This is a genomic window from Paenibacillus amylolyticus, from assembly GCF_050990605.1.
In the GTDB taxonomy this organism is placed as follows: domain Bacteria; phylum Bacillota; class Bacilli; order Paenibacillales; family Paenibacillaceae; genus Paenibacillus; species Paenibacillus amylolyticus_H.
The window spans coordinates 610,612-628,450 of the sequence record NZ_CP158832.1; the positions used below are offsets into that span (position 1 = coordinate 610,612).

At 47.7% G+C, this 17,839-nt stretch carries 17 protein-coding genes; 12 read left to right on the plus strand and 5 right to left on the minus strand.

Features of this window, described 5'->3' with window-relative positions; all coding sequences use genetic code 11:
- Nucleotides 1-168: 168 nt before the first annotated feature.
- From ABTV53_RS02875 to ABTV53_RS02890, 4 genes are all read right to left on the minus strand, one after another.
- Nucleotides 169-858, minus strand: a complete 690-nt coding sequence (locus ABTV53_RS02875) for an aspartate/glutamate racemase family protein (RefSeq protein WP_433750393.1) — start codon at nucleotides 856-858, stop codon at nucleotides 169-171.
- Nucleotides 859-1,037: 179 nt separating this feature from the next.
- Nucleotides 1,038-1,205 (minus strand): hypothetical protein, encoded by a 168-nt coding sequence (locus tag ABTV53_RS02880; protein ID WP_017690769.1) that lies wholly within the window; start codon nucleotides 1,203-1,205, stop codon nucleotides 1,038-1,040.
- Between the two features lie 488 nt (nucleotides 1,206-1,693).
- Nucleotides 1,694-2,512 (minus strand): zinc ribbon domain-containing protein, encoded by an 819-nt coding sequence (locus ABTV53_RS02885; RefSeq protein WP_433750397.1) that lies wholly within the window; start codon nucleotides 2,510-2,512, stop codon nucleotides 1,694-1,696.
- A 73-nt stretch (nucleotides 2,513-2,585) separates the two neighbouring features.
- The gene (locus tag ABTV53_RS02890; protein ID WP_433750400.1) at nucleotides 2,586-3,536 is read right to left on the minus strand and encodes a helix-turn-helix transcriptional regulator; all 951 of its coding nucleotides are present in this window, start codon (nucleotides 3,534-3,536) and stop codon (nucleotides 2,586-2,588) included.
- 346 nt (nucleotides 3,537-3,882) lie between these two features.
- Between ABTV53_RS02890 and ABTV53_RS02895 the strand changes: the two genes are divergently transcribed.
- The 5 genes from ABTV53_RS02895 (at nucleotide 3,883) to ABTV53_RS02915 (ending at nucleotide 7,437) form a co-directional block, all read left to right on the plus strand.
- The gene (locus ABTV53_RS02895; protein ID WP_433750403.1) at nucleotides 3,883-4,581 is read left to right on the plus strand and encodes a response regulator transcription factor; all 699 of its coding nucleotides are present in this window, start codon (nucleotides 3,883-3,885) and stop codon (nucleotides 4,579-4,581) included.
- A complete protein-coding gene (locus tag ABTV53_RS02900) occupies nucleotides 4,574-5,662 on the plus strand; it encodes an ATP-binding protein (protein ID WP_433750406.1) in 1,089 nt (362 codons plus the stop codon). The genes ABTV53_RS02895 and ABTV53_RS02900 overlap by 8 nt, the downstream gene beginning before the upstream one ends.
- A gap of 99 nt (nucleotides 5,663-5,761) precedes the next feature.
- Nucleotides 5,762-6,625, plus strand: a complete 864-nt coding sequence (locus ABTV53_RS02905; RefSeq protein ID WP_433750409.1) for a M15 family metallopeptidase — start codon at nucleotides 5,762-5,764, stop codon at nucleotides 6,623-6,625.
- Between the two features lie 28 nt (nucleotides 6,626-6,653).
- Nucleotides 6,654-7,214 (plus strand): VanZ family protein, encoded by a 561-nt coding sequence (locus ABTV53_RS02910; RefSeq protein ID WP_433750412.1) that lies wholly within the window; start codon nucleotides 6,654-6,656, stop codon nucleotides 7,212-7,214.
- A 13-nt stretch (nucleotides 7,215-7,227) separates the two neighbouring features.
- Complete coding sequence (locus ABTV53_RS02915; protein ID WP_433750415.1) at nucleotides 7,228-7,437, plus strand: hypothetical protein; 210 nt, start codon at nucleotides 7,228-7,230, stop codon at nucleotides 7,435-7,437.
- Between the two features lie 139 nt (nucleotides 7,438-7,576).
- Here the strand turns inward: ABTV53_RS02915 and acnA are convergent, their stop codons facing one another.
- Nucleotides 7,577-10,291: an aconitate hydratase AcnA gene (acnA, locus tag ABTV53_RS02920; protein ID WP_421885335.1), complete on the minus strand. Its 2,715-nt coding sequence runs from the start codon at nucleotides 10,289-10,291 to the stop codon at nucleotides 7,577-7,579.
- Between the two features lie 362 nt (nucleotides 10,292-10,653).
- On the opposite strand from acnA, the gene ABTV53_RS02925 reads away from it, so the two are divergent.
- The 7 genes from ABTV53_RS02925 (at nucleotide 10,654) to ABTV53_RS02955 (ending at nucleotide 17,695) form a co-directional block, all read left to right on the plus strand.
- A complete protein-coding gene (locus tag ABTV53_RS02925; protein ID WP_433750419.1) occupies nucleotides 10,654-11,673 on the plus strand; it encodes an amidase domain-containing protein in 1,020 nt (339 codons plus the stop codon).
- Between the two features lie 158 nt (nucleotides 11,674-11,831).
- On the plus strand, nucleotides 11,832-12,932 hold the full coding sequence (locus ABTV53_RS02930) for a D-alanine--D-alanine ligase (RefSeq protein ID WP_433750422.1): 1,101 nt from the start codon (nucleotides 11,832-11,834) through the stop codon (nucleotides 12,930-12,932).
- 30 nt (nucleotides 12,933-12,962) lie between these two features.
- Nucleotides 12,963-13,286 carry a hypothetical protein gene (locus ABTV53_RS02935; protein WP_062837611.1) on the plus strand — a complete coding sequence of 108 codons (324 nt, stop codon included), beginning with the start codon at nucleotides 12,963-12,965 and terminating at the stop codon, nucleotides 13,284-13,286.
- Nucleotides 13,287-13,441: 155 nt separating this feature from the next.
- Nucleotides 13,442-14,443 carry a UV DNA damage repair endonuclease UvsE gene (gene uvsE / locus ABTV53_RS02940; protein WP_433750425.1) on the plus strand — a complete coding sequence of 334 codons (1,002 nt, stop codon included), beginning with the start codon at nucleotides 13,442-13,444 and terminating at the stop codon, nucleotides 14,441-14,443.
- Between the two features lie 107 nt (nucleotides 14,444-14,550).
- Nucleotides 14,551-15,414, plus strand: a complete 864-nt coding sequence (locus ABTV53_RS02945; RefSeq protein WP_433750427.1) for an inositol monophosphatase family protein — start codon at nucleotides 14,551-14,553, stop codon at nucleotides 15,412-15,414.
- Nucleotides 15,415-15,682: 268 nt separating this feature from the next.
- Nucleotides 15,683-15,973, plus strand: a complete 291-nt coding sequence (locus ABTV53_RS02950; protein WP_433750430.1) for a hypothetical protein — start codon at nucleotides 15,683-15,685, stop codon at nucleotides 15,971-15,973.
- 399 nt (nucleotides 15,974-16,372) lie between these two features.
- Complete coding sequence (locus ABTV53_RS02955) at nucleotides 16,373-17,695, plus strand: stalk domain-containing protein (RefSeq protein WP_433750432.1); 1,323 nt, start codon at nucleotides 16,373-16,375, stop codon at nucleotides 17,693-17,695.
- Nucleotides 17,696-17,839: the final 144 nt, after the last annotated feature.

A 17,839-nucleotide genomic window follows, 5' to 3' on the forward strand; every position in this document is an offset into this window, starting at 1 on the left:
CCACCTCCCACTGGAGGCAAGCCTATTTCCCACCACAAATTGGCTGTACAAAGTGATTATACCATTTGAAATGCTCTTGTTCGAGAGCATTTTTATTTTGCAAAAGGAAGCAATATAGTAGTTTTCACATGATTTTAGCGATTGTAATATTTCACTCCAAATCAGCCACTACTGTCGGGCCACGCCCAAATTCTTCTCCAAATACGCCGCAAGCAATGCCAGCGGGCTATGGATCGGAATACCGCAATCTATTGTAACCTGTGCAGCTGCGGGAGCCATGGACAGTTGAGCTGCCACTACCGTTTTGCCCGGATACTGCTCAGCAATCTGCTGTAATCCTTCACGTGCTGCTTCGTGATATCCGTGCTTATCTCCACGCATAATCAACTCGAATGTCCCCGGAATGCACACCGCTTCTGTCTGAGGTGTCTGGGAAACGTATAGTTGCCCATTCTCATCCGCTTGCTGTAACGCCTGATTCACCCGTGCCATCGTTCCTTCAATGGTTGCGGGGTTGGTGAAAACGATTATGTAATCCTCTGCTATTCGCCGTATCTCCTGCAATAGCGGATCATCTATGCCAATCACAGGCACTGGGACCTGTGTGGCTTCTTGCTCCAGTACTGTCGCAAAGAGGGTACACGTGACCAGAATGGCATCGGCATGACACTCGGCGATCCATCGGAGCGTCTGGGCCACTTTATCGCGAATAACTACATCGGAAAAGTCAGCGTCATGTTTAAGGCGATCCAGACCTGGATCGACGTAATGCACCAATTCAACTTCATAAGCAGCAAGCGCCTCTTCAATTAAGGTGATGTTGGAATAATGAGCGTGAAAACAACCAATGGTGATCATGTGCTAAGTCCCCTTTTACATTTCGTATATGTCATGGATCTCGTAGATATTTAAACCATTATAGAAACATGCCTGAGAACTGTACAGTCGTTTATTGCTCAACGCCAATAACCGCCCTTCCGCCAAGCTGCGGAAAGACGGTCGATAACCGGACTCGAATAGGGTTCGGTGTCCATTTTTTATCTAAGGGAAGGAGAAGCATTTTTCTTCGCCATTTTTTGCTGTAAAATTTCATGAAAGGATAGACCTTGAGTGTTCTCATTCTCCTTTTTAGGAGCAGTGGTCGCCGTGTTGCGCGGATATTGGTGATGGTACGGGATCATTTGCTGAATAGGCATGCGGATCATCTTGGTTCCTCCTTTAATGCATGTTATATATGCAATTAATATGATGTAATACAGATTATGTATTTCGACTGTTTATGTTTCCTGATGCACTTATAGGTCCATATGACTTGTTAGACGAAATAGAAGGGTGTAAGGCGTAATTCCAGTTGGATTGTAGTGATTTTACCCGGTTTTAAAGAGATGTAAACGTTTTTAGATAAATTCAGGAACAAAGGACCTGATATGAAAGGTTTGATATGGGAGGATCGAATCGGTTGTTATGTGAATAGTCCCAATTTTAAGGAAGTCAATGGTACCCGCATATGAGGCATATTATCTGGTTAAATGATGTAAAGCATGCTAACTAACTTGGTACCATGGTCGGGTTGTTTAGGGGTAATGTAGTTCCGGATATAACAAAAAACTGCCGATTGAGCTCGGCAGCTTGCATGATATGCAGAAGGATGAGAGGAAACTTTGATCCAGTCTGAGGTGGTATAGTGTCAGCTTTATCTACTTTGGCGAACGGCGATGTATATATCGACTTGTACACTTTCGGGATTCAAGCTACGTTCATCATACAACTCAAAATCCCCGGTGAACGTACGATCACTTTGCTTGTCCCATGCCCACACGGCTCCCCAAGCTTCGCTCACAACCTCTGCCATCGGCCCTTTTCTGGAAGTGAATACGGCGTAAGTTGCAGGAGGGAGTATAATGTTGTCCAATCCTTCAGGCAATGATTCGTTCATACTGACCTCATGCCCTACCAGTATGGTGTATTCTCCGGTTATGCCATCGGTGTAATCCGTGTAGCAGCCATAACGAGCAGCTTCGGGTGCAGGGAGGTGCTCTGAGGCAAAATAATTGTTCCAAAGTCCCTGAATACAGCCTTTGCCACTGATCTCAATGGCATTGGTTGTGCGGGCGGATACGCCGGCAAGACGTTTGCCGGGGAGCGTGACATAACGAACGGGCTGGACAGAGAACGAATGATCTGTTGTTACCTGACCAGGATTAGCAGAAGCAGTAGAGTTTTCCGCAAGAGATCCTGCGTGTTGATCCGTTGTATTCGTGCGCCAACGTTTCAAAAAAGGAAGCTGATTACGCAGCATCGAACGAGCGGATTCCTCATCCATGCCCTCGTCCTTCAGAATGGCAGTGCACATCTCCGTCATGCCTTCGAGTGAAATACCGGGCTGCTCAAACTTGCCTTCTTTATAACAATAGATACAGTACTCACGGGTTGTGCTTCCATCTGCTTCCGTTCCGAATTGAGCAGGGGTTGTGAGCGGCATGCCGCAGCTTTGACATACAGTGACGTTCATGATTGGTTCCTCCTTGTATATGTACAGATTGAATATATCTGAAGTATACGGGCAGGAACTGGACAGCTGTCTGTCAGGTTTGAGTCGGGGGTGTATAATTTTGTACAATGTGCTCCGCGATACGGCAGATTTCATCCCGAATATGCTGAGGTTCCAATACTTCAACGTCCGCGCCGAAGCCAAGAATGAAACCATATAACCAGGCATCCTCGGGAAAAGCAACCTGGCTGATGTAATACCCATTTCCATCAGGAATAACGTTCTCGATCCCAAACCATTCTTCCGCAATATGACGGACGCGAGCATGGAATTTCAAGGTTAACCTGGCTTGATTGTCCGGACGGGTCCATTCCTGTTGCCAGGGTCTGTCCTGCGGGTTAATGACTTTACGCTCGAAGTGCTCATTAGCAAGCGTGACATCTTGCATGCGCACAAGTTTGAACATGCGAAATTGATTCCTCTCGTGACAAAAAGCATAAAGGTACCAGGAATGTTTCTTGAGTACGATGGTATGAGGGTCGACAGTTCTTTGAGTCTGGATACCTTCCGCACTGCAGTAGGTAAAGGTTACGGGGCGTAGTTGATCCATACCCTGTTCGATAAGTTCAAGCTTGATTTTCAGCGCTTCGGGATGCGTCCAGGTTGAATAATCAACGATGAAACGATTGGTATTGGCCTGGAAATCGTCATTTTTGGATTCAGGTACGATACTGCTGAGTTTTTCGACCAGAAGCTCACGCGCCGCATTAGCATGGGAAGTGGATACACTGCGCAGTGCAGTGACGATGGAAGCGAGGTCCTTGTCTGTTAACACGTTTCGATCCAGACGGTAACCCTCTGCCAAACCAATTCCGCCGCTTGCGCCCTGATACGTCACCACCGGAATGCCTGCTTGACCCAATGTATCGATGTCCCGATAGATGGTACGGATCGATACTTCGAACATATCTGCCAAGTCTTTGGCCTGAACTCGTCCACGATTGATTAACAGCACTACGATGGCTAATAAACGCTCCAGTTTCATATGTATGGATTCCTTTCATTTATGGGTCTATATAAATTGGGCAACATTTACACTGAAACAATCCGATGACAGAATAACCTTCCAATCGCTGTTATCCCCAGATTGTTTGATTCCCTTTGGCAAAGGGGAAAATCCGGTGATAAGCGTATGGTTCCGATGTAGCTTTCTTGCAGAAAACTTTTAGGCGAACGCTTCGTTTTTTCAGGTTTTTTCTGTCCTCTCCGTTAAAGTGTAAAAGAAAAGTCCAACTTATATAACATTGCTTTTCAATTGTTAAACCCGGAGTTATCTGTTAGATTCATAGGTGTTATATTGCCCAGCATCCCATATAGGAGTGAAATAAGCAATGAAGCGAATTACGATTCTGATTGCGGACGATGAAGTTGAGATCGCTGATCTGGTTGCTTTACATTTACAAAAAGAAGGATATCACACCATCAAGGCATCTGACGGACAGTCAGCACTACAGGCGATTCAGACACATGCCATTGATTTGGCCGTACTGGACATCATGATGCCGGGTATGGACGGCTATGAGGTGACCCGCAAAATACGGGAGCAGCATCATTTTCCAATCATATTCCTCAGTGCCAAAACCTCGGACATGGATAAAATTACGGGGCTCGTGATGGGTGCCGATGATTATATGACCAAACCGTTTAACCCGATGGAACTTGTAGCACGCGTGAATTCTCAATTGCGGCGTTCATTGCAATTCAGCCAGTCCACAGCGGCGGTTCAGCGCTCGATTCTGGAAAAGGGCGGACTTGTCATTGTACCGGAGCAGCATAGCGTGACGCTTTACGGTAAACCGCTGGAGTTAACACCGAAGGAATTTGATATTTTAGTGCTGCTTGCGAGCAATCCGAAACAGGTCTTCAGCGCAGAAAGCATTTTTGAAAAGGTATGGGGAGAGGCTTATTTCGAAAGTGGCAATACCGTTATGGTACATATTCGGACGCTGCGCAAGAAGCTCGGAGAAGATGTGGACAAGAACAAGTTTATCAAAACCATCTGGGGCGTGGGGTATACGTTTAATGACTAAACGAAGAAGTTTTCGCACGACCATGATTATGTTGTTAGGGTTAAGTATGCTTGCCTCTGGCGCCGTAACATTTATCGTGTACAGGCTGTTGCAGATGTATTATGCAGGGGTCAGGAGAGAAGATCCGCTGGCGGAATATCGTAATATCATGAGAAGTATTGGCGATTTATATGTCTTTATGCTGCTTTTCATCCCGCTTGCGATTTTATTTTTCTACTTGTTTACGAGATCCTATGTCACGTATTTCAAAGAGATTTCCACAGGTATTAATCACTTAGCGAACGGAGACTTTCAGCATCGTGTTCAGATCTCGTCCAAGGATGAATTGGGTTCGATTGCGGAGAGTGTGAATATGGCAAGCCAGAAGCTGCGGGAGGCGATGGAACGAGGTGACTTTGCGGAGAACAGCAAAGATCAGCTCATCGTAAACCTTGCGCATGATCTGCGTACACCGTTAACCTCCGTGCTGGGCTATCTGGATCTGCTGATGAAGGATGATCAGCTGACAGAGGAACAGGTGCGGCATTTTACATCGATTGCATTCACCAAATCACAGCGTCTGGAGAAGTTGATTGATGATTTGTTCGAAATTACCCGCATGAATTATGGCATGTTACCTATAAACAAAACGTGGCTGGATCTTAGTGAATTGCTGAAACAGATGAACGAAGAACTCTATCCTGTATTTGAAAAGAACCAACTAGTCACCCGGTTGAAAATAGACACTGACCTTACGGTCTCCGGTGATGGTGAGCTGCTGGCACGTGTGTTCGAGAATCTGCTCATTAACGCTGCACGGCACGGCAAGGATGGCATGTACGTAGATATTAACGGATATCGCGATGCAGAACAGGTTATCATTCAGGTGGTTAACTATGGTGGACATATTCGCGCAGAGGAACTGCCCCATATCTTCGATATGTATTACACCGGAGATCGTGCCAGAACTCCTCAGGAGGGTGGGACAGGCCTTGGCTTATTCATCGCCCGCAATATCGTGGAACAGCATGATGGGAAGATTTCGGCCCAGAGTGATGTGGTGCGGACGTTATTTGAAGTTCGTTTGCCCATATTGCATTGAGGTTCGACGTCAAATTTAAGAAAAACTTTAAAAATGCCCTGCTTTTTCTTTAACTTGTTTTGTCTATCCTTGATGTATGAGGCAAAAGGAGGAACAAGCATGAAAAAGTGGGGATTTTTAATATGTATCGTTTTGATCGGATATATCGTTACACAATCACCAGGATGGCTTCAGCAGAAGGATGAGTTGCCCATCGAGATTCAGAATACGCGCGAAAATCCCGCAGGTTATACGGTATCCGTCACGGGAAATATTCAGGATCAGGTACATAAGGGGAACTTGTTACTGGTTAATAAGCAATACCCCGTTCAAGAGGAGGGGGTTAGATCCGATATTGTATATATAGCGGATGAAGATGAGCTGCTTCGTGGATATGGAATCATGGATCGGAAAATCATGTTATCCCGGCAGGTGGCGCAGGAGTTTCAGAAGATGGTGGAGGCAGCAGGCGAAGAGGGAGTTCGATATTTTCTCGTCAGCAGCGGGTACAGGGATTTTGAAAAGCAGGACGAGCTATACCAGGAAAAGGGTTCAGACTATGCACTTCCTGCGGGACACAGTGAGCACAATCTCGGATTATCCCTGGATATCGGTTCAAGCTTGGCTGCCATGAATGAAGCACCAGAGGGGGCCTGGCTGGAGAAGAATGCATGGAAATACGGATTTGTTTTGCGTTATCCGAAGGATAAAGTGCGCATCACGGGTATACAGTATGAACCATGGCACTTTCGATATGTAGGGCTGCCGCACAGTGCTGTCATGTATAAGAATAATCTGGTGCTGGAAGAGTATCTGGATTTGCTAAAAGAGAAAGAGAGCATTAATGTGGAGGTAGAGGGCGAGGCGTATCATATTCGCTACTATAGAGCCACCCAAGATACGACCGTTTACATACCTGAGCAAGGCCAAACTGAAATATCGGGTGATAACATGGATGGTGTCATCGTCACCGTAAAGAAATAACAGGGCAACGCAAGGGAGGCTAGACAACATGAAGCAGAACAACCAGAAGAAAAGCAAACATTACTTCCTTTGGATTGCCGTTTTCATAATCTATTTATATCTGCTGACAAAGCTGATCCTGTTCAAAGGAAGCTTGGTCGACTTTGACATCGTGAAGGTTCGACTTATGGCATTCTTGCAACAACCGGATCTAATCCATACGCGAACCGTCAACCTGACACCATTTCAGGAAATCTCACGAGACTGGAACAGCCTGTCGTTACATCGTCCAGGTACCGCAATCCATCTGGTAGGCAATATACTGGCCTTTATCCCGTTGGGTATCTTCATTCCCGTGTTGATGGGCAACAAGTTATTCTCTGGAGTAAAGGTGTTCCTGCTGTCCCTGCTGCTCAGTTTGGGCTATGAGGTGGCACAGTTGTTGACGGGTATGGGTATATTTGATGTGGATGATCTAATGCTTAATACGCTCGGTGGCTTGATAGGATATATTGTTTTTACCATGGTCAGCGGTCTGAAAAAGGTGTTGGTGGGAGGAAAATCCCGCGTGACGACAAAAAAGTATAATTCCAAGGAGAGTCACGTGTAAGGAGGGGAAGAACTTGATTATAATGGCCGCACTGTTCATTTGCGCAGGGCTAATGTTTCTCGTGTATCCACACAAGGTAACGGATGCTTCTGAAAAACAGATTAAGGAGCGAGTGATCATGTCGAGATGGGTTGGCGGCTCGTTAATTGCTCTGTCGTGTTTGTTCCTGATCATGGGCACGATTCAACTGTTGGATCAAGCTTCACATCATATCGGGCATTAGCAGTCAGTTGGATTGAAAATTGATTTTTAAATGTATCGCGATTATAAAAAGCAAAGCCAAAGAAGCTCCCCGCCACGTGCTGATTGCACGTAATGGGGAGCTTCTTTGTATAACTTCATCATATTATTGATTTATATCATTAAGCTTTTTTCATCATTTGACGCAATACAGTTTGCAGGATACCGCCGTTATGGTAGTAATCCACGTCAACCATGCTGTCCAGACGAGCGATAACAGGGAAGTCGAACTGTGTACCGTCTTCACGAGTTACGGTTACTTTCAACTCTTGTCCTGGCTTCACATCATTGCTAAGGCCAGTAATGTCATACGTTTCACGTCCGTTCAGACCAAGGCTGGACCAGCCATGACCTTCCTGGAATTGCAATGGCATTACGCCCATGCCGACCAGGTTACTACGGTGAATCCGCTCGAAGCTTTCTGCGATAACGGCTTTGACGCCGAGCAGGAATGTTCCTTTTGCCGCCCAGTCACGGGAGCTTCCTGTACCATACTCTTTACCAGCGATAACGATCAGGTTCTGTCCTTCATCTTGATACTTCATGGAAGCATCGTAGATGGACATTTCTTCGTCCGTTGGCAGGTACTTCGTGATACCGCCCTCGGTGCCCGGAGCCACCTGGTTACGAATACGAATGTTGGCAAACGTACCACGCATCATGACTTCATGGTTACCACGACGTGAACCGTAGGAGTTGAAGTCTTTGCGCTCTACGCCATGCTCTTTCAGGTACAGTCCAGCCGGGCTGGATACGGCAATATTACCTGCTGGCGAGATGTGATCCGTTGTTACGGAATCCGCAAGCAATGCCATAACGCGTGCAGAACGGATATCTGCGATATCGTTCAACTTGTCGCCAAGCTCCTGGAAGAACGGAGGATTCTGAATGTACGTGGAGTTCGGGTCCCACTCGTACAATTCGCCTTCCGGTACAGAGATCGCATTCCAACGCTCGTTGGCTGTAAATACGTTCTCGTACTTGTTGCGGAACATCTGAGCGTTCAGGGAACTAGCGATGGTATCCTTGATTTCCTCGGAGCTAGGCCAGAGGTCTTTCAGGAATACAGGCTCATTGTTCGTATCATAACCGATTGGATCGGTTTCAAAGTCAATATTCACAGTACCTGCAAGTGCATATGCCACAACGAGTGGTGGGGATGCCAGGTAGTTGGCCTTAACTTGTGCATGCACACGGCCTTCGAAGTTACGGTTACCGGACAATACAGCCGCTACGGTCATATCGTTCTCAGCAATAGCTTCGCTCACTTCGTCCGGCAGTGGGCCGGAGTTACCGATGCAAGTCGCACAGCCGTAGCCGGCAACGTTGAATCCGAGTTGGTCGAGATACGTGATCAGACCTGCTTTTTCCAGGTACTCGGTAACAACAAGGGAACCTGGTGTCAGACTGCTTTTCACATATCCTGGTTTGGTCAGGCCGCGTTCAACTGCTTTTTTCGCCAGCAGTCCCGCTCCAACCATAACACTTGGATTCGAAGTGTTCGTACAACTTGTGATCGCCGCGATCACAACAGCGCCAGCTTTCAGTTCACTGGTGGAACCGTTAGGGTGCGTCACAGGTACCGTTTGCTCAATTTTCTCATCGCTCAGCCCGTAACCACCTTTATCTACAGGTGTGCGGATGATGCTATTGAAGCTTTCTTTCATTTGTGTCAGCTCGATGCGATCCTGTGGACGTTTTGGTCCTGCAAGACTTGGTACAACAGAGCCGAGATCCAGTTCAATCACATCTGTGAATTCAGGGTCAACGGTGCTGGAAGTACGGAACATGCCTTGAGCTTTGTAATAAGCTTCAACCAATTCAACCTGTTCGTCAGGACGACCAGTACTGCGCAGGTAGTTCAATGTTTCGCTATCTACAGGGAAGAAACCGATCGTTGCGCCGTACTCTGGTGCCATGTTGGCTACTGTTGCACGGTCAGCCAGACCGATGTTGGCAAGACCTGGTCCGTAGAACTCTACGAATTTACCAACAACGCCTTTTTTACGAAGCAATTGGGTAACGGTCAGTGCCAGATCCGTTGCTGTTGCGCCTTCACTCAGGCTGCCTGTCAGTTTGAAACCGATAACGTCCGGTGTTACAAAGTAAAGCGGTTGGCCCAGCATACCTGCTTCGGCCTCGATTCCACCAACACCCCAACCAACAACGCCAAGTCCGTTGATCATGGTGGTGTGGGAGTCTGTACCTACGAGGGAATCCGGGAATACAACGGTCTCGCCGTCAACGGTTTTTGTTGCTGCCACGGAAGCCAGATACTCCAGGTTAACCTGGTGAACGATCCCTGTGGATGGTGGAACTGCACGGAAGTTGTTGAATGCCGTTTGCGCCCAACGCAAGAAGCGATAACGCTCTTCATTACGCTCGAACTCGACTTTGATATTGTAATCAAGTGCATCGTTGGTACCAAAAGCATCAACCATAACGGAGTGGTCGATAACGAGATCGACCGGTACGAGCGGGTTGATCTGTTTCGGGTCGCCGCCTGCTTTTTTCACAGTATCACGCATTGCAGCGAGGTCAACGACAACCGGTACACCGGTGAAATCCTGCAGAACGATACGTGCAGGGATGAATGGAATTTCCTTGTTATTGTCACGGCCATCTGCCCAGCCGGTCAGTTGTTTTACGTGTTCTTCGGTGATGGCACGTCCGTCGAATTGACGAATGGCTGCTTCAAGCAACACTTTAATGGAGAAAGGAAGTCTGGAAAGATCGCCGTGGCCGTTTTCCTGAAGAGCATCGAGACTGTAGTAGCGGTAAGACTTGCCTCCAACCTCAAGACTGCGAGCGGCGGAGAAATGATTCTTTGCTGACATACATGTACCTCCTTGGGATGTGTCGGTGAGATGAAGAAAACGTTCATTTAGGTGAAGAACAGGCCTTCATCGTTCCGTGTTCTTGTTTGTTAGTTTCATCTGATGAAACGTAATTTCATAATCATGACTTTAGTTTTAAGTATACCGTTTTCACCTCCGTACGTAAAGGTCTTTTTGCCTGATCAAGCAAGCTTTTAAACCGATGAAGGCGTTTTCGTGAAGCGGGCAGGAACAAGATATCGCCTGTACCTGTATTTGCCGAATTTCGGATCTCCCGCCTGAGCCGTGTACATACAACCGAAGACCCTCTCATATGAATAGTAGGAGTTTAACTACGCAATGAAATATTCCAGACAGAACTCATGCCAAAGGGGGACATAGGCTTGGAACGGGAATGGAAGAGTGCCTTATATACTTACGTGAACCAGTACAATCGCTGTGAGATCGACTACCGTCCACAGACCAGCGAACGGATCGTTACCGATCCTGACTTCGTGGTGGAACGGGGAGAGCGTATGGCAAGGCTGGACGAATGGTATCGTAAGCGGCGCGCCGTGCCTCTTCGCAGCGAGACCAGCGCCAAGCTTGTGCGCACGCTTATGGATGGACAGGAAGAAGCGGTGGTGGATGTACAATTGTACAGCAGACTGTTCTACGAGAAGAGCGGGATCACCCACCGGGAGGACCGGATTGAGCGGGAGCGGTTAACCTTTTTGCGGCAGAGTGGTGGATGGATCATTGGACGGGTCGAGCGAGAAGTGCCGGAGCGCCGCCCTGCCGGGGAAGGGCGACCGTTTCAACAGGCTGATTTTGTACAGGCGATGAATCGGCCGCTGCTGAATCGGGAAGTGCTTGGTCAAGGCAGAAGTTCACGTCAACAGACATATCGCAGAGATCTGGCGGTTGCCTATGCAGATCGGTGGTGGAATGCGGGGAATCCGGCATTTGAGGAATTTGATGTGGATTGCACCAATTACGTGTCCCAATGTCTCTTTGCAGGGGGCGCACCCATCCACTATACTGGTAGAAGAGAAGCTGGCTGGTGGTATAAGGGGTATGTGAACGGCTCCGAAATGTGGAGTTACAGCTGGGCAGTCTCCAATAGCCTGGAGCGTTATTTGTCAGGCAGCAGCTGGGGGCTGACTGCGACAGAAGTGGAGCGTCCTGAGCAGCTGATGCTCGGCGATGTTATTCTCTACGATTGGGATGGAGATGGACGATTTCAGCACAGCACCGTTGTGACTGCGTTTGATGCGGGCGGTATGCCGCTTGTCAACGCACATACGGTTAGCAGTCGTCACCGATTTTGGGATTACCGGGATTCTTACGCTTGGACGGAGCGGACGGTATACCGTCTTTTTCATATTGCAGATGAGTTTTGATGACGAAAGATTTTCGGGATGCGGTGACGCAGACATCCAGTTCCGTGTAAAATAAGACCAGATACGCAAACAGAAAAACGCAAACAGAAAAACAAGGGTGCTGAGCATGCAAGCATGTTAGCATGGCAGCATCAGGCACAGATAATCGGAGGGTACACATGAGTATGGATAAATTAAAAGTAGGCGTCGTTTATGGCGGAAAATCAGGCGAGCATGAGGTGTCGCTGCAAACGGCGTTTGCTGTAACGAACGCATTTGATTACGAGAAGTATGAACTGGTTCCTTTTTATATCTCCAAGCAGGGGACGTGGAAAAAAGGACCTGTCATGCATGCGCCGTTTGCGCAGATTGAAGATTTGAAGCTGGAGCAATCGGCGGGAGGAACGCAGGATGCGCTGAACGCACTGTTTGGCCGTTTGTATGGCGGAGCGGAAGCGCTGGACGTGATGTTCCCTCTGCTGCATGGTACATTTGGAGAAGATGGTACAATTCAGGGCATGTTTGAGATGGCGGATATGCCATATGTAGGTGCAGGTGTACTGGCATCGGCTGGCGGTATGGACAAAGTGGTCATGAAAAAGCTGTTTGCACAGGCTGGCATTGACCAATGTGCCTTTACGTATTTTAACGCTACACAATGGAAACAGACAGAGCATGAAATGATTGTACAAGTGGAAGATGAACTGGGATATCCTTGTTTTATCAAACCGGCTAATCTGGGCTCCAGCGTGGGCATCTCCAAAGCGCGTAACCGTGATGAGCTGAAAACAGCTGTCGAGTTCGCACTTCGGTACGATACGAAGGTGGTCATTGAAGAATTCGTTGAAGCCCGCGAAGTTGAGGTCAGCGTCCTCGGCAATGACGAGCCAATGGCTTCCGTTCCAGGCGAGATCGTATCCTCCGGTGAGTATTATGACTATGCAGCCAAGTATATTGATGGTCAATCACAGATGCTGATTCCAGCTCCACTGGATCCAGAGGCCGCAGATCGCATTCGCGAGGCAGCTCTGCAGGCGTTCCGTGCGATTGAAGGTAACGGCATTTCACGTGCGGACTTCTTCATTCGGAAAAATGACGGCGCATTGCTTATTAATGAAGTCAACACCATGCCTGGTTTCACACCATACAGCATGTATCCACTTCTTTGGCGTCAGACAGGTGTATCGTATGCCGAATTGCTGGATCGCATGATTGAGCTGGCACTGGAGCGTTACAACCGAAAGCAGGCACTGAATTACGAGAACGGCGTACAGGCGTAGCCTGCAACCACAAGATCAGGAGGGATATGCATGGGATTTCAGACTGAATTCAATTCCGTATGCAAGTTCAAGAGTGAGCAGGAGCTGTTCGAACTGCTTGAATACGGACGCGGCAAAATGGTCAAACAGGGCTTCCGGGTATTTCCTACCGGCCAGAAAGTGATTGCATACACACCGGATAACGTGGCTGTAGCCATCGTCAAGATCGTGGTTTCCATTGCAGAGATCAACTTCCAGGGGCAAGAGGTAACTGAGGTGGAGATGCAACTCATCCGCAAATTGACGGAGGAAGAATCACGCATCCAGACTGCCCTTGCGGATGAGATGTTCTTTGGAGAGCAAGCACAGGAGTAATGGTTGACTGTGAGTGCTGGTCGGAAGGACTGATTTGCCAGAATACGATTATGGTCACTCTTTTAGGGTAAAACTTGGTTATATACAGTGACGGTACATCCTGACGGCTGAATATGCCGTGCGGGTTCTCCGCCCTAATAGAGAGGAAGAAATTCATGCTCGTACGCTTTGGTTACGTGGCCATGTCCGTGCTTATAGAGAACGCCTCGCCTTCCCGGACCATGACCATGTCGAGTTTTAACAAAATCGATGACAGGGAAGCAGCGACCCGCAAACTCGAACGGATTGCAGCCGAGAACCTGCACAATACATTACGTTTGCTCAGACACAACAAGGGTAGCCATATTCATGTATATCGCTTCTCTTCCAAATTGATTCCACTGGCAACACACGAGGACCTGAATGACTGGGACCCGTTCCCGGCACTGAAGCAGGACTTTGCGGCCATTGGTGATTTTGTGAAGGAAAATCAGATGCGTGTGTCCTTTCATCCGGATCATTTTACCGTACTTAGTACCCCCCGCGAGCAAGTTCTGCACAACTCGATTCGCGACCTTCGTCATCATGTTCGAATGCTGGATGCCATGGGGCTGAATGCCACTGCCAAGAACAATATACATATTGGTGGTGCATACGGGGACAAGCCTTCGGCGGCGCTTCGTTTTGAAGAAAACTTTTTGAAGCTGGATCGGGACATTCAGGAGCGGCTCACACTCGAAAATGATGACAAAACGTTCAATGCGCCCGAGACATTGGCTGTGTGCCAGCGCTTGGGATTGCCCATGGTACTGGATATCCATCACCAGTGGGTGAACAACGAAGGAGAACAGCCATGGGATCTGTGGCCTGATATTCTAAAGACTTGGCAGTCGCCGCTTGCCCAGGCAGATTCACCGACCGATCAGCCATTGCCACCCAAAATCCATGTCTCCAGTCCAAAGAGTGAGAAGGATCTGCGAGGTCATGCCGATGGTGTGGAGGTAGAGCCTTTACTCGACTTCTTGCGTCATATCGCGGCAGATACTCCGAGGCTTGACGTCATGATTGAGGCCAAACGCAAGGATGAGGCTCTTGTGCAACTGATGCAGAAGCTGGCATTCTATCACGAAGAGGGCGTGGAGTGGGTAGACGAGTCTACCGTCATCATTCATCCGTAGAGCCAAAAGGGGCTTGGGCAACGAGAAACTTTACGACCTGTGGGGCGTATACTTTTAACAAGTATTTCAACTTTTCGTAGATTGATATAGAAAGTAGAGTGAACGCTTTGAATGAGAAGGAAAAGATACCTTATGTCGTGACAAGCAAAAGCTATACTGCCGTTGCCATTAATGCAGCTTCCAAAGCTGGCGAATGGATCAAAAGCCGTCTTGGGACGGTAGCTGAACTTGGCACCAAATATTCACCCCAGGATCTGGTGACCGAAGTGGATAAAGGAGCGGAGCAGATGATCCGCCGCCTCATTCTCACGCATTTCCCTCACCATGCCATTCTGGGTGAAGAAGGTGTGGAACCGGGACCGGAAGCTTCGGCAAAAGCATTGAAAGAGGCCGAGGAAGAAGAGTTCCTCTGGATTGTTGATCCCGTGGACGGAACGACGAACTTTGTGCACGGATTCCCGTTTTATTCGGTGTCCATCGCATTGGCTCATAATGGTGAAGTCATTGTCGGCGTGATCTACGACCCTTCCCGTGATGAAATGTTTGTTGCGGAAAAAGGTAAAGGAGCATATGTTCACGGAAACCGGATGCTTGTATCTGGTGAACAGGTTCTGGCTCAAAGCCTGATTGCGGTTGGATTCCCGGCAGACACAACCTTTGCGTTGCCACTGAATATGGCCGCTGTGCAGGCTCTTGCTCCGCAAGTTCGTAACTTGCGTGCAGGCGGATCTGCCGCCCTTCATCTGGCGTATGTTGCCGCAGGACGTCTCAGCGCCTACACCGAAGTTGGATTGAAACCTTGGGATATTGCTGCAGGTGCGCTGTTGGTTGAAGAATCCGGCGGCAAGGTGACAGATACCATCGGAACGCCTTATCAACTGTCTGTGAGTCATGTGGTTGCCAGCAATGGCAAAATCCATGATGCATTAACAGGTGTGTTGAAGGAAGCAAAGGCTACCGGTCTGGAGTGAGTTTGTTTAACTCATCCATGCTTTAATTACTTTTAATTGTACATTAACGGAGGGGACAGAAAGTATCTGAAGAAGCGGAGCTAAAAGCTTTCTGAAAGAAAGCTGCTTCGTAAGCATATGCTACGCCTTTATCACCGGATTTCTACCTTGGAAAAGGGAATCAAAGAAATCTGGGGATAACAGCGATCGGAAGATGGTTCTGTACACGAAGTGAAAGTACAATAGTATAGGTAACGCATGTATGACTTTAATTAAAGGAGCGAGAACAATGGATGAATCCAAAGAACTGGAACGACGGCTCAGTGATATGCTGACGGAAGGGGACATGGAAGAGTCCGGCGACACCAATCAGCGTGAACGCCAGCTGATTCCTCCCAAATATGAAGTACGAATCCAGACAGAACGTGATCCAATTGTCGAGGAAACGTTAAAGTACCGGAAGATGGCATGCGAATTGGATGATCGTTATGATCGGTATCTGGAGCGAGCTACCGGGAACAAACCGGAGAGCGACACGGGTCATTTGATTGCTGAAGACTCGAATAAGCCGCAATCTTAATTAATCACTGAACGTTATAGCTGTGATTCACTAATTCACCAATAACAGGCTCCCCTTCAGGGAGCCTGTTATTTCATGTGTGCTCTCAGTGGAGAGGACAACACCTACTTTAAAATGATAGAATAGAGTAACACGAACCGATGTCATTGGAATGACCAGTGTACTATACAATAGTGAGGTTGTTCAAAAAGTCCGCTTTTGATTACGAAGGATGCCTAACGGCATCATCAGCATCGAATATGGAATTCAGCCGAAATGTCCGTTGCTCACGTAGTTTTCCTACGCTCCGCTACTCCATTTCTAGCTTCATCCCATCTTCTCGGTACTGAAAACCGACCTTTTTGAACACGTATATTAGTGTAAATTATTATAGATTCACGAGAAGGAGTGTTACCCTGAATGAAGCGTAAACGTATATGGGAAAATACTGCTGCCGGTTTAACGGTAAGCATGTTGGCAGGAATGCTGCTCTTCACATCATCTGCATTGCCTGCACACGCGGCTAACACCAAAACCGGTGTATTGCCAGCAGGTACTAACGAGGCTTCGCTGACTGCGAAGAAAGATGCATTAGCCGTAACGAAGGAGTTCCGCATCGTAACATTGGGAGACTCCATAACGGTAGGATATGAGCCCAACACAAAAGAATTGCCTTATGGTTATGTAGAACGTCTGCAGGAGCAAGGTTTGCTGCATGGACGTACACAGGTGGACAACTACGGGATTGCCGGATTGAAAACCAGTGGCCTGAAAAACTTCACTACTGCAATTAAGGATGGCAAAATGCTGACTTCTGAAGCCATTCAACCAAGCCTTCCTGATCCAAGAGCGGGACAGATCGGATCCAACACTGCCGCAATCCGGGAGAGTGTAGCACAGGCTAGTTTGGTTGCAATTACCATTGGAGGAAATGATGTATCGGAGCTTCTCGGTACAGCAGACAAACTGAGTGATCAGGAACTGCAAACAAAGTTACAAGAATTACTTGCAACATATACAGACAATGTTAGTGCAACGATTAATACGATCCATGAAATTAATCCGACCGCTACAATTGTCATCGCCGACCAGTATCAACCGATGCCAGAAGTAGCGGGCAAGGCACTCTATGCCAAACTGATGGAGGCATCCCAAGGTTTCACACAGACGATTGATGGAATCGCAGCTAAATTCTCTGCTCAAGGAACCAATGTCAAAGTTGCACACGTGGCCAAAGAGTTTGTTGGCGGTGAAGGCACGATGACTCATATGATCAAAGATCGTGATTTCCACCCGAATCAATTCGGATATGCGGCCATTGCCGAAGTATTTGCCAAAACGATCTGGGGAGATTACACCAAGCTGACTGCACCTGCCACAGGTGAGCCAATGAATATTATCGTGAGTGGCAAAACCTTGAATACACCGTACAAACCAATTATCCGTAACGGCAAAAACTTTGTGGCGATTCAAGATATCGTGAACGCTGTTGGTGCCACTACGGCATGGGATAACAAGACTTCAACCGCAACCATTACATATGGAGACCGGAAGGTTGCTGTGAAGATTGGTGCCAATGCTGTGAAGGTCAATGGAGCATCGGTTAACGTGGATACACCTGCATTTCTGAATAAGGTAGGCAAAGAGTCCAAAACCTATGTCCCTCTTGCCATGGTGGCTGAAGGACTTGGCTTTGATGTGCAATATGTAGCGAAGCTGAAAACTGTTTTTGTTAATCCGTAAGATATGTTTCATGCTTTAGCATGATGTGATTCAACAGCCAGAATGCCTTGATCTGTTCAAGGTATTCTGGCTATTTTGTGTTCTTTTTGAGTTGCTGACACAGATGTATACCATCTCTAATGACCTGAAATGTTGCATAAATAT